20 protein-coding genes are annotated in these 23360 nt (G+C 31.5%); 14 read left to right on the top strand and 6 right to left on the bottom strand.

Annotated features, from left to right (window positions below; genetic code table 11):
• Positions 1 to 57 precede the first annotated feature (57 nt).
• The gene (locus P3U32_RS07285; RefSeq protein WP_323702451.1) at positions 58 to 1041 is read right to left on the bottom strand and encodes a DUF1002 domain-containing protein; all 984 of its coding nucleotides are present in this window, start codon (positions 1039 to 1041) and stop codon (positions 58 to 60) included.
• 101 nt (positions 1042 to 1142) lie between these two features.
• Here P3U32_RS07285 and glcT point away from each other — a divergent pair, with 101 nt between their 5' ends.
• From glcT to mprF, 5 genes are all read left to right on the top strand, one after another.
• Positions 1143 to 1979, top strand: a complete 837-nt coding sequence (gene glcT, locus P3U32_RS07280; RefSeq protein ID WP_323702450.1) for a glucose PTS transporter transcription antiterminator GlcT — start codon at positions 1143 to 1145, stop codon at positions 1977 to 1979.
• 122 nt (positions 1980 to 2101) lie between these two features.
• Positions 2102 to 4129, top strand: coding sequence for a glucose-specific PTS transporter subunit IIBC (ptsG, locus tag P3U32_RS07275; RefSeq protein WP_323702449.1), 2028 nt, complete (start codon positions 2102 to 2104; stop codon positions 4127 to 4129).
• Between the two features lie 315 nt (positions 4130 to 4444).
• On the top strand, positions 4445 to 6511 hold the full coding sequence (gene ptsG / locus P3U32_RS07270; protein ID WP_323702448.1) for a glucose-specific PTS transporter subunit IIBC: 2067 nt from the start codon (positions 4445 to 4447) through the stop codon (positions 6509 to 6511).
• 224 nt (positions 6512 to 6735) lie between these two features.
• On the top strand, positions 6736 to 7890 hold the full coding sequence (locus P3U32_RS07265) for an AI-2E family transporter (protein ID WP_323704852.1): 1155 nt from the start codon (positions 6736 to 6738) through the stop codon (positions 7888 to 7890).
• Between the two features lie 116 nt (positions 7891 to 8006).
• The gene (gene mprF, locus P3U32_RS07260) at positions 8007 to 10535 is read left to right on the top strand and encodes a bifunctional lysylphosphatidylglycerol flippase/synthetase MprF (protein ID WP_323702447.1); all 2529 of its coding nucleotides are present in this window, start codon (positions 8007 to 8009) and stop codon (positions 10533 to 10535) included.
• 58 nt (positions 10536 to 10593) lie between these two features.
• Here the strand turns inward: mprF and P3U32_RS07255 are convergent, their stop codons facing one another.
• The gene (locus P3U32_RS07255; RefSeq protein WP_323702446.1) at positions 10594 to 11211 is read right to left on the bottom strand and encodes a DedA family protein; all 618 of its coding nucleotides are present in this window, start codon (positions 11209 to 11211) and stop codon (positions 10594 to 10596) included.
• A gap of 31 nt (positions 11212 to 11242) precedes the next feature.
• Entirely contained in the window at positions 11243 to 11746 is a 504-nt protein-coding gene (msrA, locus tag P3U32_RS07250; RefSeq protein ID WP_323702445.1) for a peptide-methionine (S)-S-oxide reductase MsrA, read from the bottom strand.
• Positions 11747 to 11900: 154 nt separating this feature from the next.
• Here msrA and P3U32_RS07245 point away from each other — a divergent pair, with 154 nt between their 5' ends.
• The gene (locus P3U32_RS07245) at positions 11901 to 12878 is read left to right on the top strand and encodes an LCP family protein (protein ID WP_323702444.1); all 978 of its coding nucleotides are present in this window, start codon (positions 11901 to 11903) and stop codon (positions 12876 to 12878) included.
• Positions 12879 to 12970: 92 nt separating this feature from the next.
• On the opposite strand, the gene P3U32_RS07240 is transcribed toward P3U32_RS07245, so the two are convergent.
• Positions 12971 to 13156, bottom strand: coding sequence for a 2-hydroxymuconate tautomerase (locus P3U32_RS07240; protein ID WP_323702443.1), 186 nt, complete (start codon positions 13154 to 13156; stop codon positions 12971 to 12973).
• A complete protein-coding gene (locus P3U32_RS07235; protein WP_323702442.1) occupies positions 13156 to 14169 on the bottom strand; it encodes a cation diffusion facilitator family transporter in 1014 nt (337 codons plus the stop codon). The genes P3U32_RS07240 and P3U32_RS07235 overlap by 1 nt, the downstream gene beginning before the upstream one ends.
• A 374-nt stretch (positions 14170 to 14543) precedes the next feature.
• Here P3U32_RS07235 and mqo point away from each other — a divergent pair, with 374 nt between their 5' ends.
• The 7 genes from mqo to P3U32_RS07200 all read left to right on the top strand — a co-directional run bounded on the left by mqo (position 14544) and on the right by P3U32_RS07200 (position 20765).
• Positions 14544 to 16028: a malate dehydrogenase (quinone) gene (gene mqo, locus P3U32_RS07230; protein ID WP_323702441.1), complete on the top strand. Its 1485-nt coding sequence runs from the start codon at positions 14544 to 14546 to the stop codon at positions 16026 to 16028.
• Between the two features lie 123 nt (positions 16029 to 16151).
• Complete coding sequence (locus P3U32_RS07225; protein WP_323702440.1) at positions 16152 to 16556, top strand: sporulation protein; 405 nt, start codon at positions 16152 to 16154, stop codon at positions 16554 to 16556.
• Between the two features lie 145 nt (positions 16557 to 16701).
• Entirely contained in the window at positions 16702 to 17910 is a 1209-nt protein-coding gene (locus P3U32_RS07220) for a Y-family DNA polymerase (protein WP_323702439.1), read from the top strand.
• Positions 17911 to 17988: 78 nt separating this feature from the next.
• On the top strand, positions 17989 to 18405 hold the full coding sequence (locus P3U32_RS07215; protein WP_323702438.1) for a VOC family protein: 417 nt from the start codon (positions 17989 to 17991) through the stop codon (positions 18403 to 18405).
• A 129-nt stretch (positions 18406 to 18534) separates the two neighbouring features.
• Complete coding sequence (locus tag P3U32_RS07210; RefSeq protein WP_323702437.1) at positions 18535 to 19671, top strand: glycerate kinase family protein; 1137 nt, start codon at positions 18535 to 18537, stop codon at positions 19669 to 19671.
• A 168-nt stretch (positions 19672 to 19839) separates the two neighbouring features.
• Entirely contained in the window at positions 19840 to 20043 is a 204-nt protein-coding gene (locus P3U32_RS07205) for a helix-turn-helix transcriptional regulator (RefSeq protein ID WP_323702436.1), read from the top strand.
• Positions 20040 to 20765: a DUF3169 family protein gene (locus tag P3U32_RS07200; RefSeq protein WP_323702435.1), complete on the top strand. Its 726-nt coding sequence runs from the start codon at positions 20040 to 20042 to the stop codon at positions 20763 to 20765. The genes P3U32_RS07205 and P3U32_RS07200 overlap by 4 nt, the downstream gene beginning before the upstream one ends.
• 83 nt (positions 20766 to 20848) lie before the next feature.
• Here P3U32_RS07200 and P3U32_RS07195 read toward each other — a convergent pair whose 3' ends face one another.
• Positions 20849 to 21940: a prephenate dehydrogenase gene (locus P3U32_RS07195; protein WP_323702434.1), complete on the bottom strand. Its 1092-nt coding sequence runs from the start codon at positions 21938 to 21940 to the stop codon at positions 20849 to 20851.
• A 115-nt stretch (positions 21941 to 22055) separates the two neighbouring features.
• Here P3U32_RS07195 and P3U32_RS07190 point away from each other — a divergent pair, with 115 nt between their 5' ends.
• Positions 22056 to 23102, top strand: coding sequence for a M42 family metallopeptidase (locus tag P3U32_RS07190; protein WP_323702433.1), 1047 nt, complete (start codon positions 22056 to 22058; stop codon positions 23100 to 23102).
• The last annotated feature ends 258 nt before the right edge of the window (positions 23103 to 23360 follow it).

The following is a 23360-nucleotide window of genomic DNA, read 5'->3' as shown; positions in this document are numbered from 1 at the left end:
TCATATAATCTAAAAACAGCCATACACACTTTATTGTGTATGGCTGTTTTAAATTTATTATTTAAATAAGTTAGCAATTGCGTTGAAGATATCTTTAATTGCGTTTATGATTTTTTCCCAGAAGCTTTCATCTTGGAGTTTATCTTTTACGTTGTTTCCAAGATCTTCTGCTTTTTTCTTTGCATCCTTAAATTCACTTGATTGAGATAAATCACTCAAATATTGTTTTGAATTATTTATGATGTTTTTAGCATTTTGTCCACTAAATGCGCCATCTTGTTGGGCTTGATTAATCACATTAACTATCATGTCAACTTGATTGTTGTTAACGATATTTGTTAATCCGTTGTCTTCGATTTTTTGATTAACGATTTGTTTAATTTCATTTACGGAAACATTACCGGACTTTTCTGCAATCGCTTGTTTAGATTCTGCGATTGTTTTGTTTAATTGTGCTTGTGAAAATCCTTGTTGTTGGCTATTTTCGTCTGAAATTTGATTGATTGTTGATAATTCTTCTTGTGCAACTTGTGTTTTATTCGTATCGATAGACTCACCTTGAGCTTCGAATGCTTTATAAACACCGGCAAGTGCACTTTCACCAGTAACATCTTCACTAGATGCAATCGTTACATCAGCATCGTTTATACCAGCAGTCATTAATGCATTTTTATAAGTATTTTCACTTACTTTAGTGATTTGTCCTTGGTCTTGATTGATCGTTAAATTAAGTCCACTTCCTTTAGAAGTTTTAGTGATACGGATACTGGACTTTAATACATCATCTGAAGATTGCATATTTAAATATTTGTTAAGATCACTTGCGTGAACATACGTCGTTTTATCACTGTTTTTAGTTCCTAATAAATTAGACGTTGAATCTTTAGCTGATGGATTATTCTCAAGTGCAGCTCCATAAACTGTAACTGCATTATCCCATGCTTCTTCAGTTACTGCCTTTGCATGATGCCTAGGTATCAGCATCGTTGTAATAAATAATATAGATAAAACGGTTAATATATGTCGCTTAATGTGCTTCATAATCTTTCCACATCCTAAGGTGTATTGATATAAAAATATCTATCATTATATTAGCATCAATTGTATAATATGTAATAGGTCTTCAGAATGAGGTTTAATATATGGGAAAATACATTATAGAAAAAACACTCAATAATAATGTGTTAGTTGCTAATTATTATGATAAAGAAGTCATTTTAATTGGTAAGGGGATTAGTTTTGGCAAAAAACAAGGTGAAGAAATTAATACGAATTTAATTGAAAAGGTATATTTATTGGAATCTGAGAAAGATAAAGATAAATATAAACAATTAATGGACGGAACAAATGAACAAGTATTTAATATCGTATTAGAAGTTGTAAATGGTATTGATAAACAGTTAGGTGGGACTGTGAGTGAGAAAACGTTAATATCTTTAACGGACCATATCATATTTGCAATTAAGCGAATTAATGAAGGGATACATGTACATAATCCGTTCTTAAAGGAAACAGAGTTACTTTATCCTAGAGAATATCAAATTGCTGAAAAAGCAGTAAAAACATTAAATGAAAAGTTAAATTTACAATTCATTGAGTCAGAAGCAGGGTTTATTGCTTTGCATATACATTCAGCAGAAGTAAAACACTCTATGCATGATATATACAACATTAAGGAAATTATTCAAAAAGCAATTATAATAATAGAAGAAGGCCTAGACGTGAATATTAATAAAGATAGTATTAATTATAGTCGCTTTGTTAGACACCTTCACTTTGCCATTCAAAGAATATTAGCTGACGAAAGAATTCCAGATGCAACTAATATAGAAATGTTATTGAAAGCGCAATATCCATTATGCTATAATATCTCCGTAAAGATAGTGAAAATGATGCAAACACAGTTGAAAAAGCCAGTTTATCAATCTGAATTAGCTTATTTAACAATGCACATTCAACACTTTAATAAAAACTTATAAATCGCGTGTTACTGATACGATCAGGCATGAGCAAATAACTTATCTTAATCAGATATGTTTTATTTGCTCATGCCTTTTTTCATGCGACGATTTATAAGTAAAAAATGAGGAGGTATTTTTAAATGTTCAAGAAGTTTTTTGGTCAATTGCAACGTATTGGTAAAGCGTTAATGTTACCAGTTGCGATTTTACCAGCAGCAGGTTTGCTTTTGGCTTTTGGATCAGCGATGCAAACGCCAAACTTAGTTGAAGTCATGCCGTTTTTAGCAAATGACACAATCGTCATGATTTCAGATTTAATGAAGAGTGCAGGTAGTATCATATTTGATAACTTGCCAATGCTATTTGCTATGGGTGTAGCAATAGGTTTAGCAGGTGGAGATGGTGTTGCAGCAATCGCAGCATTTGTAGGTTATTTAGTATTGAATATGACTATGGGGCAATTCTTAGGTATTACGGCAGATGATATTAATGCTGAAAATCCAGGATATGCATCTGTACTTGGTATTCCAACATTACAAACAGGTGTGTTCGGTGGTATTATCATTGGTGCACTTGCCGCTTGGTGTTATAACAAATTCTATAATATAACGTTACCTTCATATTTAGGATTCTTTGCTGGTAAACGTTTTGTTCCAATTGTAATGGCAGCTTCGTCATTCTTATTAGCATTTTTAATGGCATGGATTTGGCCACATGTACAATTCGGTTTAAATGCATTTTCAACGAGCTTGATTGATGCAAACGGTGGATTAGCAGTATTTCTATTTGGATTTATTAAACGTTTATTAATTCCATTTGGTTTACATCACATATTCCACGCACCATTCTGGTTTGAATTTGGATCATATACAACTGCTGCAGGAAAAGTTGTTCATGGTGATTTATCAATTTTCCAAGCACAAATAGCTGATAACGTGAAGTTAACTGCAGGTAAATTTATGCAAGGTGAGTTCCCTGTAATGATGTTTGGTCTGCCAGCAGCAGCATTAGCAATCTATCACACAGCGAAACCAGAAAATAAAAAAGTTGTTGCAGGTTTAATGGGATCAGCAGCATTAACATCATTCTTAACAGGTATTACTGAACCATTAGAATTTTCATTCTTATTTGTAGCTCCATTATTATTCTTTATACATGCAGTCTTAGATGGGTTATCATTCTTAATACTTTATTTATTAGATTTACATCTAGGTTATACATTCTCAGGAGGATTTATTGATTTCTTCACATTCGGTATCCTTCAAGGAAAAACAGCATGGTGGCTCGTTATTCCAGTTGGATTAGTTTATGCTGTCATTTACTACTTTGTATTTAGATTCTTTATTTCTAAATTCAATTACAAAACACCAGGTCGCGAAGAGAATCAACAACAAGCAAAAGTTGTTTCTACAAGTGAATTACCATTTGATGTATTAGATGCAATGGGTGGAAAAGAAAACATTAAACACTTAGATGCGTGTATTACAAGATTACGTGTTGAAGTGTTAAATAAATCAGAAGTTAACAAAGAAGAGTTGAAAAGTTTAGGTGCTTCAGGTGTACTTGAAGTAGGTAACAACGTTCAAGCAATTTTCGGTCCTAAATCTGACCAAATTAAACATGATATGGCACGCATTATTTCAGGTGAAATCACAAAACCTGAAGAAACAACAGTGACTGAAGAAGGCGATCAAGAAAGCGCAGCAATCTTAGCAGAAGGTGGCGCAACGATTTATTCACCAATTAAAGGTGAAGTAATCAGTATTACAGAAGTACCAGATAAAGTGTTCTCAGAAAAAATGATGGGTGATGGTATTGCAATCATTCCTGAAACTGGAGAAGTTGTAGCACCATTTGATGGCAAATTAAAAATGACATTCCCTACAAAACATGCGATCGGTTTAGAATCAACGGATGGCGTAGAATTGTTAATCCACTTCGGTTTAGAAACTGTTAAACTTGAAGGTAAAGGGTTTGAAATTTTAGCTGAAGCTGATACAGACATCGTTAAAGGTCAACCATTAATGAAAGTTGATTTAGACTATATTAAAGAAAACGCAGACAGCACAGTGACACCAATTGTTGTCACAAACTTAAACGACGCAACATTAAATACACTTGTTATTGGTAAAGTAGAACAAGGTGACAAAATATTAGTCGTTAAGTAATATTAATCGTTTTATAAAGTAAAACAACGTTCACATAATGCAATTGTCATTGTGTGAACGTTGTTTTTAATTATTTTAAAATTCTTATTGTAAGCGCTATATTATATGTGGTATAATCTATCAGGAAAGTAAGTGTGTTTGATATTGGACAGTTTAAATGATGAAATCGAACACTTTAAAAATAACTTATAAATTGCGTGTTACTGATTCGATCAGGCATGAGCAAATAACTTATCTTAATCAGATATGTTTTATTTGCTCATGCCTTTTTTCGTGGCTAAATTTATAAAGTTAAACAAATTGGAGGGTTTTTATATGTTTAAGAAGTTTTTCGGTCAATTGCAACGTATTGGTAAAGCATTAATGTTACCAGTTGCGATATTACCAGCAGCGGGGATTTTACTAGCATTCGGGAATGCAATGCAAAATGATCAATTCGTAGAAATTGCGCCTTGGTTAAAAACAGATGCTATTGTAATGATTGCATCTGTCATGGAATCATCAGGTCAAATTATATTTGATAATTTACCATTACTATTTGCGATAGGTACTGCACTTGGTTTAGCAGGTGGAGATGGCGTTGCAGGTTTAGCAGCACTTGTTGGATATTTAATTATGAATACAACGATGGGTGTTGTAAAAGGTATTACAATTGATGATATCTTTAGTTACGCAGATGGCGTTAAAACTTTAGGTCAAACAGCTAAAGATCCAGCACATGCTTTAGTACTAGGTATACCAACATTACAAACAGGTGTATTTGGCGGTATTATCATGGGTGCACTGGCAGCTTGGTGTTATAACAAGTACTTTAATATTAATTTACCAGCATTTTTAGGGTTCTTTGCGGGTAAACGATTTGTACCAATCATCACTTCATTAGTAGCAATTGTGGCAGGTATCGTTCTTTCATTTGCTTGGCCACCAATTCAAGAAGGATTAAATAACTTATCTACATTCTTATTAGATAAGAACTTAGCATTAACGACATTTATATTTGGTGTTATAGAACGATCATTAATTCCATTTGGTTTACATCATATATTCTATTCACCATTCTGGTTTGAATTTGGTAGTTACGTCAATAAAGCTGGCGAGTTAGTTCGTGGTGACCAACGTATCTTTATGGCACAAGTTAAAGATGGTGTACCATTCACAGCAGGCGCATTTACAACTGGTAAATATCCATTCATGATGTTTGGTTTACCAGCAGCAGCATTTGCAATTTATCGTCAAGCACGTCCAGAACGTAAAAAAATTGTTGGTGGTTTAATGTTATCAGCAGCATTAACTTCGTTCTTAACAGGTATTACTGAACCATTAGAATTCTCATTCTTATTTGTAGCACCAGTTCTATACGGTATTCATGTATTATTAGCGGGTACATCATTCTTAGTGATGCATTTATTACATGTACAAATCGGTATGACATTCTCAGGTGGATTTATTGATTATGTATTATATGGTTTATTAAACTGGGATAGAACAAATGCATTACTTGTTATTCCAGTAGGTATTATTTATGCACTTGTTTACTACTTCTTATTTACATTTGCGATTAAGAAATTCAACTTAAAAACACCTGGTAGAGAAGTTGAAGAAACAGAAACACGTAACAGTACAGTTGCTGAATTACCATTCGATGTATTAGATGCAATGGGTGGAAAAGAAAATATTAAACATTTAGATGCATGTATCACGAGATTACGTGTTGAAGTGTTAAATAAATCAGAAGTAAATAAAAATGAATTAAAAAGTTTAGGTGCTTCAGGTGTACTTGAAGTAGGTAACAATATACAAGCAATCTTCGGTCCTAAATCTGACCAAATTAAACATGATATGGCACGTATTATTTCAGGCGAAATTAGTAAACCTGAGGAAACAACAGTGACTGAAGAAGGCGATCAAGAAAGTGCAGCAATCTTAGCAGAAGGTGGCGCAACGATTTACTCACCAATTAAAGGTGAAGTAGTTAGTATCACTGAAGTACCAGATAAAGTCTTCTCAGAGAAAATGATGGGCGATGGAATTGCAATCATTCCTGAAACTGGGGAAGTTGTAGCACCATTTGATGGTAAATTAAAAATGACATTCCCTACAAAACATGCCATTGGTTTAGAATCAAGTGATGGTGTAGAATTGTTAATCCACTTTGGTTTAGAAACTGTAAAACTTGAAGGTAAAGGGTTTGAAATATTAGCTGAACCTGATACAGACATCGTTAAAGGCCAACCATTGATGAAAGTTGATTTAGATTACATTAAAGAAAACGCAGACAGCACAGTGACACCAATTGTAGTAACAAACTTAAACGACGCAACACTAGAAACATTAGTCACTGGAAAAGTAGAACAAGGTGATAAAATTTTAGTTGTTAAGTAATCAAAACAAAACGCACCATAAAAGAGCGTATAATCTCTTTTATGGTGTGTTTTATTTTTGTATGATTTAAATCATTATAATTATATTATGTAAAGTGTTATTGTTAAAATTTGTTTTTAAAGTTCTGTGAATAGGGTATAATAACTAATACATGTTTATTAGGAGGTCATTTTTTGCAAAGAGATACAAAACAAAGTGATACACTCAATAAAACCACACGTTTTATGAAATTCTTTGGTGGTAGAGATATTTACTTTATATTAGGATTATTAATCTTAATTGGCTTAACAATTTTTATATTCCAAAATGTTTCATTTATTTTTAAACCATTAGTCACAGTAACTACAACATTAATTGGACCTATTATAGTTGCCTTTATAGCTTTTTATTTATTTAATCCCATTATTAATTTTATGGAGAAACTTAATGTACCAAGGCTATGGGGAATTATCATTTTATTACTTGCCATTATTGGTGCAATGACACTTGTTGTAACTTTATTAATACCAGTTGTTCAGGAACAAGTACAAAGTTTGACTAAAAATTTACCTACATATGTTCATGAATTTAGTTTGAAAATAGAAGAGTTTTCTCAGAATTCATTTGTAGCAGATTATATTACTCAAGCTCAAAACTGGTTACAACAAAACTTCAGTGATATTCCTAAAAAGATTTCTAATTCAGTTGGAGATTTTGGTAACAAATTTCATTCATTTGTATCTACGATCACGCATGTCGTTGTCGTAATCATTACATTTCCATTTGTATTATTTTTCTTACTTAAAGATGGAGAAAGATTTAGAAACTACATTATTAGTTTAATGCCTCCAAAGTTTAGAAAAGATACACACGATTTGATTGATAAAATGAATGTTCAAGTAGGTTCATATATTCAAGGACAGATGATTGTTGCTTTATGTATCGGTATATTATTGTTTATTGGCTATTCTATTATAGGTTTAGATTATGCATTAACATTAGCAAGTATCGCTGCTGTAACAAGTGTTGTTCCTTATTTGGGACCTATCATCGCAATTTCACCAGCTATTGTGTTAGCTGCGATTGATTCACCATTTATGTTGTTGAAACTAGCCATTGTATGGGCAGCTGTTCAATTTTTAGAAGGGCATTTTATATCACCAAATATCATGGGGAAAACGATGCAAATACATCCTTTAACAATTATATTTGTTCTTTTATGTGCTGGTAATTTAGTCGGCATATTAGGTGTTATCCTTGGTATTCCAACATATGCGATATTAAAAGTAATTGTTTCACATCTTTTCACTTTATTTAAACGTCGTTATAATAAGTATTATCAAGATGAAGCTGGGCCATATGAATTTGATGATGATGAAATCATAAACGAAAAAGTATAATAACAAACCTTGCTGTCTTTTTATTTGAATACAAAGATAGTAAGGTTTTTTGTTTAAAATTTAATTATTCTTTTAACTATGGTATTATTTGGTAGGGAAAGAAGCTTGAAAGGTGGTTGAGTCACATATTTAATCGAAAGAATCTATTTCAGTTTTTAAAATTTTTATTTATCTGTATTATTTTAGTAATAGTTATTTATACATTACATAACGAGCTTGATAAAATTGACTTTAAAAAGACGATCGTGCTATTAAGAGAAATGAATACTTTTTACTTTGTAGGTATAATCATTTTAGGTGTACTTTCAGTAGGGGTACTGTCTTTATATGACATTATGCTTAAGCAATCATTAAAATTAAAACTACCTATTTTAAAAGTACTTTCAATTAGTTATATCATTAATACATTTAATAGTATATTAGGGTTTGGTGGATTGATTGGTGCTGGTTTACGTGTGTATTCATATCGAAATGAAGCACAAGATAAAAAGGTATTAATCAAAAGTGTATCTTTATTATTAGTTTCTATGTTAAGTGGGTTGAGTTTGCTTTGTGTTTTAATCGTATTACATGTATTTAAAGCAGACTCGCTTTTGACTAATATTTCATGGGCAAAGATTGTGTTATACGTTGGTAGTTTGTTTTTACCTTTGTTTATCGTATTTTCATATTTAAAATCACCGACACCTAAAGATAAATTTTTAGGAATTAAATTTACGATTGTGTCTGCTTTAGAATGGTTAGCAGCGAGTTACTTGTTATATGTGATTTTATTAGCACTTCACATACAAGTGGATTATACACATTTAGTTGGTATTTTTGTTATCGCAGCATTATCAGGACTGATAAGTATGATACCAGGTGGCTTTGGTGCATTTGATTTAGTGATACTACTAGGTATTAAATCTCTAGGTGTACCGGAAGAACAAGTACTCCTTGCTTTACTATTGTATAGAGTAGCGTATTATTTCTTCCCATTTATTATTGCATTAGGATTGTCTACATTTGAATTTGGTAGTACAGCTAAGCAATATATTGAAGAAAGTAAATTTTACACGCCAGCAGTGGATACAACTTCGGTACTTAAATCTATACAAAAAGATTTTGTTGCAAAGATTCCAACATTGTCTTTAGGTTTGTTATCTGGAATAACTGGGTTTGTACTTTACTTTAATCATATCTTTATTTTATACGACGCCATTTATTCTCATCATTACACGTTTTATTCTGTTATTTTAGCATTACATACGGCAGCAACTTTAATGCTATTGATATGTGCAAAAGGTGTAATGTCAGGAACGATGAGATCTATTTTAATGAGTATTATATCTGTAATCATTATGTTAGTTGTTTCTATTATCACGAATAGTACCATAATCTCATTTATTTGGTTAACAATCTTATTAGTACTCTTATTTATTGGTTATAAAAAAGCAGTTAGGGTTAAAAAGATATTAACACCAGTTAAAATTTTGCTAAGTGGTATATTAATCATTACGATGTTTATTTTTAATCGTCTTATAACAATAGATTATTTGAAAATTTATCCACATGAGGTTACTAAGTTTGATAAATATGCTGTATTTTCAATGTTTTGGATTGTATTAGCGTTACTTTGTGTAATTGGTATATTTATTACTTTCGTCTTATCTAAAAAATATCATAAATTATTAGATACAAAAGTGGATCATGAAAAAATTGAAAGTATTATTAATGATTATCAAGGTTCATACGTAAGTCATCTTGCATTTACAGGTGACAAGTCATTTTATTTAAATGAAGACGAAGATGTGTTTCTTATGTATCGTCAGACCATGAATGCGATAATTGTATTAGGAGATCCAGTTGGTAACAGTGATAAATTTAATGAAACGTTAAGTACATTTTATGATCAAATGACATTTTTAGGTCATGATATTATTTTCTATCAAGTACAAAGTAAATTATTATCTATGTATCATGAGTACGGTAATGTATTCTTTAAACTTGGTGAAGAAGCTTTAATAGATTTAGAAGATTTTAGTCTTGCAGGCAAGAAAAAAAGGGGTATGCGTGCAACTTACAATAAATTAGAATCGGATGGTTATTATTTTGAAATGATAGAAGCACCATACAATCAAGAAGACTTTAAGATGTTAGAATCAATTAGTGAACATTGGTTAGGAGATAAGAAAGAAATGTGTTTCTCTGTCGGTGCATTTGAGAAAGATTATTTAAACAAAGCACCAATAGCAGTACTTCGAAATAGTAATCAAGAAATTGCTGGATTCTGTTCATTAATGTATACAAATTATAATCAATCTGTATCTGTTGATTTAATTAGATGGAACAAAGATCTTGATGTAGCAATGATGGATGCATTATATATTCATATGTTGTTATGGGCGAAAGAACAAGGATATCAACAATTTAATATGGGTATGGCTACATTATCGAATGTTGGGTTAAATAAACATGCCTATTTAAGAGAGAAGATAGCATCAAAAGTCTTTGAAAATATGAATGGATTATACAGTTTTCAAGGTTTAAGAAAATATAAACAGAAATTTCATCCTGATTGGGAGCCACGTTATTTAGTTTATAGAAAATATAGTTCACTACTTTGGAACTTGATTAGAGTTTCATTTACGATTAATCATAAATAAATTAATGAACAAAAAATAAGAAGCATTCAACATAAATAGTTGAATGCTTCTTATTTTGTTAACTTGCGTTAGTTGCTTTAATTCGTTTGAACCATAAGTATGCAACATAGATGAGTGCGATGGCAATAATAATAAGGAATACTTTAGAATACATACCAACATATAATAAGATTTCATGCCAGTGATTGCCTAATGCTTTACCTAGTAGAATTAAAAATATATTCCACATACCTGTACCAATTGCTGTTAAAAGAATAAATACTGGGATATTCATTTTAGTAATACCAGCTGGTAAAGAAATGAGCGTTCTAACTATGGGAATAAATCTTCCGATTAGGATCGCCCAATGACCATATTTATCTAACCATTTAATTGTTTTATCTAAATCACTTGTCTTGATTCCAATATATTTACCACGTTTATTAATGAAGCGATATAAGCGTTCTTCTCCAATTAATGCACCGATACCATATAATACGAGGGAACCCAATACTGCGCCGATAACAGCGAGTAAACAAACGATATATATATTCAACTCAGATTGTGAAGTCATAAATCCAGCAAATGTTAAAATGATTTCAGAAGGAAATGGGTGTATCACGTATTCTAAAAATACCAGTACAAAAATCCCTATATACCCATATTGAGTCATAAACTCGGTAATCCATTGTTCCATGTTGTGCTCCTTTAAAAAACTTATTCAGTTATTATTTTTTTAATTGATTTCTTATCTCTTGTTCTTCTTGATATCTTTCTGGGTTTTTCTTGTAGAAGTCTTGATGATAATCTTCAGCTTCATAGAAAGGTTTATATGGTAATAATTTGGTTACTACTGATTTACCTTCTGGAAGTTTCTGATTCAATTCATCGATATATTCTTCAGCAAGTCTTTTTTGATCATCATTAGTATAAAAGATTGCAGTTTGATATTGAGTACCACGATCCTGATATTGACCATACGCATCAGTTGGATCAATGATAGCAAAATAGATTTCTAATAATCTATTGTATGAGAACAATGCAACATCATATTGGATTTCTACAACTTCTAAATGACCTGTTTTACCTTCTTTGACTTCTTCATATGATGGGTTCTCAGTCGTGCCACCCATATATCCTGAAGTAACCTTGTCTATACCCTCATATTCATCGAATGGTTTGACCATACACCAAAAGCAACCACCTGCGAAATACGCTTTATTCATATTCATTATATTTTTACCATCCTTTATTCAGTCTCAAGTCCTATATTTTAAACAGTATTGCAATTTTTCTTGATTTTTAATGCATTAATTGGTTAACTTAATGTATGAGTTTCATTATAATATAATTAGACTCAATTTTGAAGATAAAAGGTTGGTAACAATGACTTCGCAAAATCAATCAGAATCAGATGACAATCGTCAAACAGGAATACCACGAAGAAATAAAAAGCGTAGAATCAAGAAGAGACCTTTTATTATTTTAGGTATTATTTTGCTTTTAGTGGCTTTAGGCATTTATATTAATGTTTCGTATAAATCTGGACTTAAGGTTTCGACAGATAACGGTAAAAAACATCAAATACATAAATTCCACAGTTCAACTAGAAATGATGGCAAAGTAAATGTTCTCGTGTTAGGGGAAGATCGTAAAGTTGATAGTTCACAGCCAAGAACAGATTCAATAATGATTGTTCAATACGATTATTTGAAAAAAGATCTCAAAATTGTTTCAGTTATGAGGGATATTTATTCTGAAATTCCTGGTGGATATCGTAACTATAAAATGAATGCTGCTTATTCTTTAGGTGGTCCAGAGTTGTTACGTAAGACATTAATTAAGAATTTAGATATTGATCCTGAGTACTATGCAATTATTGATTTTGATGGATTTGAAGAAATGGTTGATGAAATTGCGCCAAACGGTGTACCTATCAATGTTGAAAAGGATATGTCTGAAAAAATAGGCGTTTCTCTTAAAAAAGGTCAACATAATCTGAATGGGAAAGAATTATTAGGTTATGCGAGATTTCGACATGATGCAGAAGGTGACTTTGGTCGTGTGAGAAGACAACAACAAGTAATGACTGGACTAAAATCAGAATTACTAAGTTTTAATTCCATTGTTAAAGCACCAAAATTAGCTGGTATTGCAAGAGGTTATGTAAATACGAATTTAGATGACCAAACGATATATAAGACAGGAGCAAGCTTCATAGCTCGTGGCGATAAAAATATACAAACGTTAACAGTCCCAGTTAAAGGATCATACACGAATGCTACTGACATCGAGAGTGGCGATGTACTTAAAATTGATAAAGAAAAAAATAAAAAAGCAATTAAGGAATTCTTGGATGATTAATTTCAATGAATTTACAAGATAATAAGAAATTAAAATCTATGTAAACAAAGCGGCTAGGATACGATATACTAGCCGCTTTGTTTTATATTATTTTATGAATCTGATTTACGTACGCCTGCAACACCATAATGTTCAGGTTTCATTTCTTCAATGATAACTTGAATGCTTTCTTTAGGTGCATTAGCATTTTGATGAACTGCTTCAGTTACATCTTTTACTAATCCTTTAATTTGTTCGTCTGATCTACCTTCAATAAGTTTAATATTTACGATTGGCATTATAAACGCTCCTTGTCATAATTAATATTTGCTGAAGGGCCTGAATCACCATTCCAGTCTTGTTGTCCATCATCTTCAATGAATTCAATGTTTACATCTTCAACATGAGATAATGTTAACAGTTTTAATATAATCCGTTTTCGTATTTCTGACAACTGTTTAAGTGTAAAATTCTGATTTACTTCAAGTAAAGCCTCAACGTGTAAAGACTCTCCTTCTTTAATTACGGCAAGTCTTTTAATATCAGCGATAGATTTATCGTCAAGTATTACTCTAGATGCGTGAATTTCTGTTTCGTGGTCTGCAATACCTAACACACCTTGTGAATTTTCTATAAATATTATGCCAACGATGATGAACATCATAAGTCCGATTAATACAGAGGCAATACCTTCTAACATTCCTAAACCTGTAATTCTGGCGATGATAATAGATAAGACCGCAATCACACCACCACCAGTAGCAACTGTATCTTCCATGAATACTAATTTTGTGGCAGGTTTAGCTTTACTAATAAGTAAATAACTTTTAGTAAATGGTGCTAAAAATCCAGCATGACTTTCTCCAGCTTCTTCTAAAATTTCTTTACCAGCTTTTCTTAAGACCATACCTTCAAGAACAATCCCAATTGCTAGTACGCCAATATTGATCCAGAAAAATAATTGTGGACCGTCAGTGTTATTCGGATGCACAATGTGATGGATACCTTCTTTTACTGTTTCATAAGAAAGAATACCTACAATAATGACGGCGATTAAACAAACAAGGTTAATTAATCTACCATAGCCAAGTGGGAATTTCTGATTAGGGCTTCTTTTTGAGAATGCAGAACCTAAAAAGACGAAAAGTTGGTTTGCAGCGTCACCGAATGAGTGCATCATTTCTGCAAACATCGCAATATTGCCAGTGAAAATGAATGCTACCAATTTCAAACAACCTAATATAAAGTTAACAATGGCTGCAGAAAGGGACGACATACTTCCTTTTTTTAATAAACTTATCAAACTATTCATATGTAACTCCTTTATTTAATTTTATTAGATTATAACACGTAAATACCACAATTTCTCATGTATAACCATATTTTAAAACAAATCATAATATTATTATGTAAACTTTAAATGTTTTTTGAAAATAGCAAAACAAGCATTTAAGGAAATATGTTATACTAATGAAGTGGATATGTTAATTATGTTATACTTTTTAGCGACTAATTTAATGTAATTTAAGTATTATATTAAGAAATTACACCTCGAGAACTGATTGTCACTTTTTTAATGAATCTATAAGGTTTATAATAGAGTTAATACATAGAATATTTCAATAAATTTTATGGACATCTAAACAGTTGAATACGTTAATATTGAAAGGGGCTCTGTAGTTAATTATGAATGCTTTACATAAGAAAACAGATGTAATATTAATTGGTGGGGGCATAATGAGTGCCACTTTAGGTACAATGCTTAAAGAACTATCACCAAATTTGGAGATTAAATTATTTGAGAAATTGTCAAAACCAGCCGAAGAAAGTTCAAATGAATGGAATAATGCTGGTACAGGACACTCAGCATTATGTGAAATGAATTATACGAAAGAAGAGGCGGATGGATCGGTTAATATTGATAAAGCGATTAGTATCAATGAACAATTTCAGCTTTCAAAACAATTTTGGACTTATCTAGTTAATAAAGGTAAGTTGAAACAACCAGAATCGTTTATTCGTCCGGTGCCACATATCAGTTTCGTACAAGGTGAGAATAATGTACAGTTTCTTAAAAAACGTTGTGAAGCATTATCTAGTAATCCATTGTTTCCTGGCATGACTTTTACTGATGATTATGAGACATTAAAACATTGGATGCCACTTATGATGGAAGAACGAGCTAAAGATGAACGTGTTGCAGCAACTAAGATTGAGTCTGGTACAGATGTCAATTTTGGTAATTTAACACGTGCATTATTAGATGATTTAAATAACAATGGCGTTGAACTAAATTATAATCAGTCTGTACAGCATATTAGACAAAACCAAGATAAGACTTGGCAATTGAAGATTTATAATCATGAAACGAAAAAAACAGAATATCACAATGCTAATTTTGTGTTTATTGGTGCAGGTGGCGGAAGTTTACCATTATTGCAAAAAACAGGCATCAAAGAAGCATCTAATATAGGTGGATTCCCTGTAAGTGGTTTATTTATGGTATGTAATAACGAAGAAGTTATTGCTAAACACGACGCGAAAGTATACGGTAAAGCTAAAGTAGGTGCACCACCAATGTCAGTACCGCATTTAGATACACGATACATTGAAGGTAAACGATCATTACTTTTCGGGCCATTTGCTGGCTTTTCACCAAAATTCTTAAAGACAGGATCAAACTTAGACTTAATCGGTTCTGTAAAACCTAATAATATCTTTACGATGTTGTCTGCCGGGTTTAAAGAAATAGGATTAACTAAATATTTAGTAGAGCAAGTGATGTTATCTAATGAAAAAAGACTAGAAGAACTAAAAGCATTTATTCCTACAGCAAAACTAGAAGATTGGGATGTAGTTATCGCTGGACAACGTGTACAAGTGATTAAAGACACTAAAGATGGCGGAAAAGGTACATTACAATTCGGTACAGAGCTTGTAACAAGTGAGGACGGTACAATTTCAGCTTTATTAGGTGCTTCACCAGGTGCATCTACAGCGGTTCATGTCATGTTACAATTACTTGAAAAATGTTTCCCACAAGAATTTGCATCATGGGAAACTGAAATTAAGAAAATGATTCCATCATTTAGACTTAATTTAACAGACAATCCAAGTTTGTTTGATGAAATAAATACATCAACATCTAAGGCGTTAGGATTGTATAAATAAATAAGATATCAGTAAGTTACAATTAAAGAGCATATTTCATTTTAGAAAAATGAAATATGCTCTTTAAATTTTTAAATATAAAGGTTAAACTATCCTTAATGAACAATTAGGAGGATATGATTTATGTTTGAAAAATTACTTACCTCGATTGGTATCGGTAATTTAACCATCGATACACGACTAGAAAAAACTACTTTTAATGAAGAAGAACCTATTAAAGGTAAAGTAATATTTAAAGGTGGATCATGCGATTTAAAAGTCGAATATATTAAATTGTCTTTGATTGAACGTGTGAATAATCAAGATGAGGATAGTGACTTTTCAGAATTTGATCATATTTTACACGAGCATAAAATTAAAAAAGCTTTTCTAATAAAAAAGAAAGATCGTCAAGAGTATGAATTTGAATTCAAATTAGAACATATTGAATTTAAAGGAGAACCCGATGAAATCTTTTTAAAGACACATGTGCATATTGATCAATCCATGGGTGCTGATGACGAAGAAAGATTAGTCATACAGAGATAATATTTTCATTAAATAAATCAAATCTAGACATTTCGAATGCTAAAGGCATTTGAGATGTCTTTTTTTATGAATGAATTCTACTTGAAATAGAACGTATGTTCGTATATAATATAAATACAATTATTCGAAGATGGAAGGTGATTAAATGTATGATGATCGACATAACGTAGACCGGGATATTTTATGCATTAATCAAAAACAACTATTTGCAGATATGTCATGTATAAGTAAGGGGTTAAATCCACTTGAAACGAAATTAGCTGTTGTATCAGATACAAAGCGACAAGGTTCTATCGTGATAGCTGTAACAGAACCTTTAAAGGAAATAGGCGTTAAAGTAGGCTCGAGACTATTTGAAATACCTCATAGAAATGACATCTATATAATTAATCCAAATATGAAATTTTATTCAAACTGTTTTTCTAAAATAATGAAAGTATTATTTAAATACGTTTCCAGTAACGATATTCAACTTCATGATACGGATGAACTATTTATCGATATTACACAGTTTTGTAAGGAGAATAAAATAACTTCAAAAGCAATGTCATATAAATTAATAAAAGAAATTGAAAACGAAACACAGTTAAGTTTATCGATAGGTATTGGGTCTAATATTTTTTTAAGTAAGATGGCATTAAATATAGATGCTGTGAATCAAGATACAATGATTGCTGAATGGAGAACTAAAGAAATAAAATCCAAGCTTTGGCCTGTAAATTCTTTAAGTAAAATGTGGGGTAATAACGAAAGAATACAAAGAGATTTAAATCGTTTAGGTATATTTACAATCGGTGATTTGGCTAAATATCCAAAACAGAATTTAATAGAATTATATGGGGATATAGGAATAAAGTTGCACAGCTATAGTCATGGCATAGATAGTAATTCCATTAATGAAACGCATCCAATATATCAACCTTTGATTCATAATAAAGTTCAATTAGGCGATGGGTATCAATTGCACGAATTAAAAAATATCATACTTGAAAACGTAGAAAAATTATCCATGCAGTTGAGATCAAGAGATATCCTTGCGAAAACAATCATGTTTTCAATTGAAGGAGTAAATCAGGATACTATCGAAAAGAAATATACACTGAAAGATGGCACAAATATTGCGATGGATATCTTCAGAGTAATTTGGAGTTTCACTGAACAAATGTGCGATAAGCAAGCAAATTATCATACCATTTATATTGCACTTGAACAATTTGTTCCTGAACAAGCTAGAGAGTTGAATCATTTTAAACATGAATTTATAAAAGAACGAAATGATATCATTGAAAATTTAAAAATAGAAGAAGGGAATGATACTCGAACAAATCATTTCCTTAAAGTAAGTAATTTGTAAACTATATTAACATTTGACAAAATTTATATGCATTTATATACTTAATTTTGACCCACAATTAAATATAGGGAGTGGTGCATGGTGATTAAACAAGTTACACCTTATCTTTACTTTAACGGTACTTGCGAAGAAGCCTTGGCATTTTATAGTGAAGCGCTAGATGGAAGTGTAAGAGAATCACAAACATATGGAGATGCAGATGTGGGTGCTGCACAAGATTCTAATAGAATTATACATGCACAATTGGACGTAAATGGTCATTTATTAATGTTTTCAGATATTCCGAATGATGATGATTCGTTGCATAAGACGCACAATATATATGTCGTGTTGGAGTTTGAAACAGAAGAAAAATTAACTGAAGTGTTTAATATTTTCAAAGAAGGTGGCCAAGTATTAATGCCACTTGAGAAAACATTTTGGGGTCAAAGTTATGCAAAATTAATTGATAAATTTGGTATTGGTTGGGATTTATGTTTTACACACCAAGAATAAATTAATAATTAAATAAATTCGTTATGAAACAGGGTGCTTTTTGACTCTGTTTCTTTTTTATGACATCCCAATATAATTATATAAATGTTAAAATATTTACATAAATTATTTTACAAAGGGGTAGTTACGTTGAAAATATTAATAGCACCAGATTCATTTAAAGGTAGTTTAGATGCTTTGAATACAGCAAAATCGATTGAAAAGGGAATTTTAACAGTTGATGATACCGTTCAATCGACTTTACTTCCGATGGCTGATGGCGGAGAAGGTACAATGATCAATTTAGTTCAAGCAACAGAAGGAGACGTCGTTTCTGTTCAAAGTATAGATCCATTAGGAAGACCGATGATGGCTGAATACGGTATTACTGGAGACGGTAAAACAGCAATAGTAGAACTAGCAACAAGTTCAGGCATAGATTTATTGAAAATAGAAGAACTCAACCCGTTAATTACAACTTCCTTTGGGTCTGGTCTATTAATAAAGCACGCATTAGAAAGTGGAATTAAACATTTTATTATTTGTTTAGGTGGCAGTGCTACTAACGATGCAGGAGTAGGATTATTACAAGCACTGGGATATCAGTTTTTTGATGATAAAGGACATGAATTACTTTATGGTGGGCAATATTTAAATGATTTATCAACAATTGATGATTCACAAGTATTACCACAGTTAAAAGATGCACACTTTGAGATTGCTTGTGATGTAAAAAATCCTTTCATTGGTGAACAAGGTGCAAGTTATATATTTGGACCTCAAAAAGGTGCAACACCAGAAATGGTTAAACAACTCGATCAATCATTAGAGCATTTCGCTAATATTATTAAAAAAGAAAAAGGTATCGCGATACATCAACTAGAAGGTGCAGGTGCGGCAGGTGGAGCAGCAGGCGGCATGATTGCATTGTTGAATGCTGCATTAAAACAAGGTATCGAACTTGTAAGTGACTTTGTAAATTTAAAGACATTAATAGAGAATGAACAGTTTGATTATATATTTACGGGTGAAGGTAAAGTTGATGGACAAACTGCAGGAGGAAAAGTCATTTCTGGATTATGTCAATTGGCAAGTAAATATCAAATTCCTGTAATTGCATTAGTTGGAGGCGTTGAAAAAGACCTTCATAAATTATATGAGCAAGGATTAACAGCAGCATTTAGTATTACAAATGGACCGATGACTTTAGATAAAGCAATGACTGAAACAGAAATATTATTGGAGCAACAAGCAGAACAAATATATAGAATACTATCGATTAAATAAAAACTGCGATACGTGTTTCAAATTTTCAAACGGCAATAAAGTCATAGACTTTATTGCCGTTTTTTATCTTAAAGTTTATATTTTTGACAAAAATACGTTTAATTTTGACAAGTATAGTTGTCAAAATGACAATAATAATATATATTTAGGGATGTAGGTGGTGGAGAAATGAAAAATAGGGTTAAAGAGTTACGTGCTCGTGAAGGATTTAACCAAACAGAGTTAGCAAAAAGAGCAGGGATATCTAGACAAACAGTATCGTTAATAGAGAGGAATAATTTTATGCCTTCCGTTTTAACAGCTGTAAAGATAGCAAGAATACTTAAAGAAAAAGTGGAAGATGTGTTTATTTTTGAGGAGGATGAATTATGAAGAGAAATAAAATAATGTTTATAGGAAATTTCGTCTTATATTTAATAATCGGAGGCGTTTGTGGGGGATTATTAGCTAGTTTGCTAGATGGAACTTCTAATATATTTGAATTTAAATTGAATAAGTTACAAACAGTTACAACAATTTTAATACTTTTAGGTATTTATATCTTATTTTTATTGATGTTATTAAGTGTATATAAAAAAGCTGATAATTATAGAAAAGTTGAAACAACTACTCAAAATGAAGATGAAATAGAAATGAAATTAGAGAGAACACTCATATATCCTCCAGTTTTAATTGGTTTAATTATGACAGTGGGCCTAATCATGTTGAATATCATAATTAACGTCTCAACTGATTTTAGTGTTATTGCATATCTAATCACAATTATCGCATTAATTGTAACAGCGCCTATATCATTTCTACATATCAAAAAATTAAAGAAATTATATCCAGAACGCAACTATCCACATTTTACAGATAAAAAATTAAATGAAAAATTAATTGATATGATGGATAGTGGAGAACAATATATAACATTAGTAGCACTTCAAAAAACATATACGTTAAACCAGCAATTGATTGTCATCATGATAGCAATAGCATCAATTTTTTCAATGACATCAAATAATAATCAATTTTTCAGTGTCAGTCTGATGATCATATTATATTTAATCAATACGATGTACTACACTAAAAAAGTATCTGAAACTTTATAAAGACTTATTAATTATCACTATAAAAACACCCTTTATTTATACGGAAAAGTATAAATAAGGGTGTTTTTTTAAATATTGATTTTCTACAACGTATAAGAATCAAATGTATTTAATGCTTCTATTGCACGGTCTCTATCATTACTGGACTTAAAGCTTAATCTCAATGCCCCCATGATATCTTCTCGTACTTCTAAAATTCGAATGTTTGTAATTGATATTTCACTTTGACCTAATATTCTCGTAACTTCACTGATCATACCGGGTTTATCTGGGATATCTACATATAAATCGAAAGTCGATGTGAGTGCACCTTGTTCTTTAACGGGCAGTTGATCTCTATATGTCTTTGCTGATTGATAAAAATCATGGATGAGCGCTGGATTTCCTTCTTGAATAAGGTCTTTTGTTTGCTTCATTTGTTCTATCCAGTTCTCCATCAACGTGACTAAATGTACTTTGTTTTCTAATGTAATATCTCTCCACATATCTGCATTACTACTTGCTATTCGTGTAATATCACGAAATCCTCCTGCTGCAAGTGTCTTTACATTCTCGGAAACGTTCGTATTTTCTTGATTCATATGAATTAAACTAGATGCGATTACATGTGGGAAATGACTCACGACACCTGTCACATAATCATGTTCTTTAGCAGACATTTTTAAGAATTTTGCTTTTGTTGGTTCTAAAAGTAACTTAATTTCACTGTATGCTGCTTTATTTTCTTCTTTATCAAATATTAATACGTAGTATGCATTTTCAAACAAATGTTTCTTAGCATTGATTACGCCTGATTTATGACTTCCTGCCATTGGATGTCCGCCAATTAAATGAATATCCTTACTTAAAAGGGCGCATTCTAACGAACTGAGTCCAAGTTTAGTGCTACCTGTATCCGTCACAATTAATCCAGGCTTCGTTTCAATGTTAAGCAATCGTTTACCGTATTCAATTGATTGTTGAACAGGTGTAGCGAGTATAATTAAATCAGCTTGACTAGCCGCTGAATCAAAATTAGTTGCGATTTCATCGATCATGCCCATTGATAGTGCAATTTCTGAATGTTTGTCAAAATAATCATATCCTGTGATATGTATGTTTGGATGATGAAATTTAATATTCTGTATTAAACTTCCTCCAATTAAACCGAGCCCTACGATAAATATGCGTTGCATAAAAATCCCTCCAATACTTTAATAGTTTAAAGCAAGTTAGCGCATGAATGCAAGTGTTATTGATTTATTTTTTTAAAAGTTTAAAATATTAATTAAACTAAGAGGAGTGATTGAAATGACAATTAATATACAAGAAACAATTAAAATGATTGAAGAACTAGTACATATTAATAGTCCATCAGGTTTTGCAGATCCAGCAATAACATACTGTAAGCAATTTGCTGAAGATTTAAACTATGAAACAAGTGTAACAAATAAAGGTGGATTATTTATCAATGTTCCTGGGAAAAATGATACATCACAACGTTTGATTACAGCTCATGTTGATACATTAGGTGCGATTGTAAAAGATATCAATGAAGATGGCCGATTGAAGTTAGATTTAATTGGTGGCTTTAGTTGGAATGCAATAGAAGGTGAGTATTGCACTATTACAACACAAACTGGAAAAGAAATTTCGGGGACGATTTGTTTGCACGAAACAAGTGTGCATGTATATAGAAACAATACTAAAATTCCTAGAGATGCTGAACATATGGAAGTACGGATTGATGAAAAGACATTTAATGTTGATGATACAAGAAATTTAGGTATTGAAATAGGAGATGCTGTGAGTTTTTATCCACGTTTTGATCATACGGATAGTGGATTTGTTAAGTCACGTCATTTAGATGATAAAGCGAGTGTAGCGATCATATTACAATTTTTAAAATATGTAAAAGAGAACAATATTGAATTGCCACATACGACGCAATTTTATATTTCAAATAACGAAGAAATTGGATATGGCGCAAATTCTAGTATTTCTGAAAATATTGTTGAATTAATCGCTTTTGATATGGGTGCTTTAGGCGACGGACAATCATCTGATGAATATACTGTTTCTATTTGTGCGAAAGATGCATCTGGTCCATATCATGTTGGATTAAGAAACCATCTCGTCAATTTATGTAAAGAAAATGATATTAAATTTAAAGTGGATATTTATCCATATTATGCTTCGGATGCCTCTGCAGCATTAACCGCTGGTGCAGATATTAGGCATGGATTGTTTGGTCCCGGCATAGAATCATCACATGCTTTAGAACGTACGCATGAGGATTCTATTAACGAAAGTGGAAAGTTATTAACTGCATATTGTTTATCACCAATAAAACTTTAAATGAAATTGATGGGTTGACATACAGAAATATTTCTCGTATAGTGTTATTTAATTCATCCGAAACAATTATTCGGAATTTGAAAGATAAGTATCTCGTATCGTTTGTAGCAAATAGAAAGCTAATGGTTGATGAAAATTAGCACAGCGTACAATGAGAGAATTGGGCTTTCAAAATAACAATTATATAGTTTTTAAAGTGAACATAAGATTAAATGTTAACTAAGGTGGCACCACGGTAACGCGTCCTTACAGATTGCG

The organism is Mammaliicoccus sp. Dog046, assembly GCF_034039665.1.
Taxonomy (GTDB): Bacteria; Bacillota; Bacilli; order Staphylococcales; family Staphylococcaceae; genus Mammaliicoccus.
This window is presented reverse-complemented; position numbering and strand designations above follow the sequence as displayed.

Bases quoted from the DNA above. Each gene is read 5' to 3' on its own strand.
- P3U32_RS07225 (WP_323702440.1), top strand. From the start codon at position 16,152: ATGTTTGAAAAATTACTTACCTCGATTGGTATCGGTAATTTAACCATC.
- P3U32_RS07200 (WP_323702435.1), top strand. From the start codon at position 20,040: ATGAAGAGAAATAAAATAATGTTTATAGGAAATTTCGTCTTATATTTA.
- ptsG (WP_323702449.1), top strand. From the start codon at position 2,102: ATGTTCAAGAAGTTTTTTGGTCAATTGCAACGTATTGGTAAAGCGTTA.
- P3U32_RS07255 (WP_323702446.1), bottom strand. From the start codon at position 11,211: ATGGAACAATGGATTACCGAGTTTATGACTCAATATGGGTATATAGGG.
- P3U32_RS07195 (WP_323702434.1), bottom strand. From the start codon at position 21,940: ATGCAACGCATATTTATCGTAGGGCTCGGTTTAATTGGAGGAAGTTTA.
- mqo (WP_323702441.1), top strand. From the start codon at position 14,544: ATGAATGCTTTACATAAGAAAACAGATGTAATATTAATTGGTGGGGGC.
- ptsG (WP_323702448.1), top strand. From the start codon at position 4,445: ATGTTTAAGAAGTTTTTCGGTCAATTGCAACGTATTGGTAAAGCATTA.
- P3U32_RS07220 (WP_323702439.1), top strand. From the start codon at position 16,702: ATGTATGATGATCGACATAACGTAGACCGGGATATTTTATGCATTAAT.
- P3U32_RS07215 (WP_323702438.1), top strand. From the start codon at position 17,989: ATGGTGATTAAACAAGTTACACCTTATCTTTACTTTAACGGTACTTGC.
- glcT (WP_323702450.1), top strand. From the start codon at position 1,143: ATGGGAAAATACATTATAGAAAAAACACTCAATAATAATGTGTTAGTT.
- P3U32_RS07265 (WP_323704852.1), top strand. From the start codon at position 6,736: ATGAAATTCTTTGGTGGTAGAGATATTTACTTTATATTAGGATTATTA.
- P3U32_RS07190 (WP_323702433.1), top strand. From the start codon at position 22,056: ATGACAATTAATATACAAGAAACAATTAAAATGATTGAAGAACTAGTA.
- msrA (WP_323702445.1), bottom strand. From the start codon at position 11,746: ATGAATATGAATAAAGCGTATTTCGCAGGTGGTTGCTTTTGGTGTATG.
- P3U32_RS07285 (WP_323702451.1), bottom strand. From the start codon at position 1,041: ATGAAGCACATTAAGCGACATATATTAACCGTTTTATCTATATTATTT.
- P3U32_RS07245 (WP_323702444.1), top strand. From the start codon at position 11,901: ATGACTTCGCAAAATCAATCAGAATCAGATGACAATCGTCAAACAGGA.
- P3U32_RS07205 (WP_323702436.1), top strand. From the start codon at position 19,840: ATGAAAAATAGGGTTAAAGAGTTACGTGCTCGTGAAGGATTTAACCAA.
- P3U32_RS07235 (WP_323702442.1), bottom strand. From the start codon at position 14,169: ATGAATAGTTTGATAAGTTTATTAAAAAAAGGAAGTATGTCGTCCCTT.
- P3U32_RS07240 (WP_323702443.1), bottom strand. From the start codon at position 13,156: ATGCCAATCGTAAATATTAAACTTATTGAAGGTAGATCAGACGAACAA.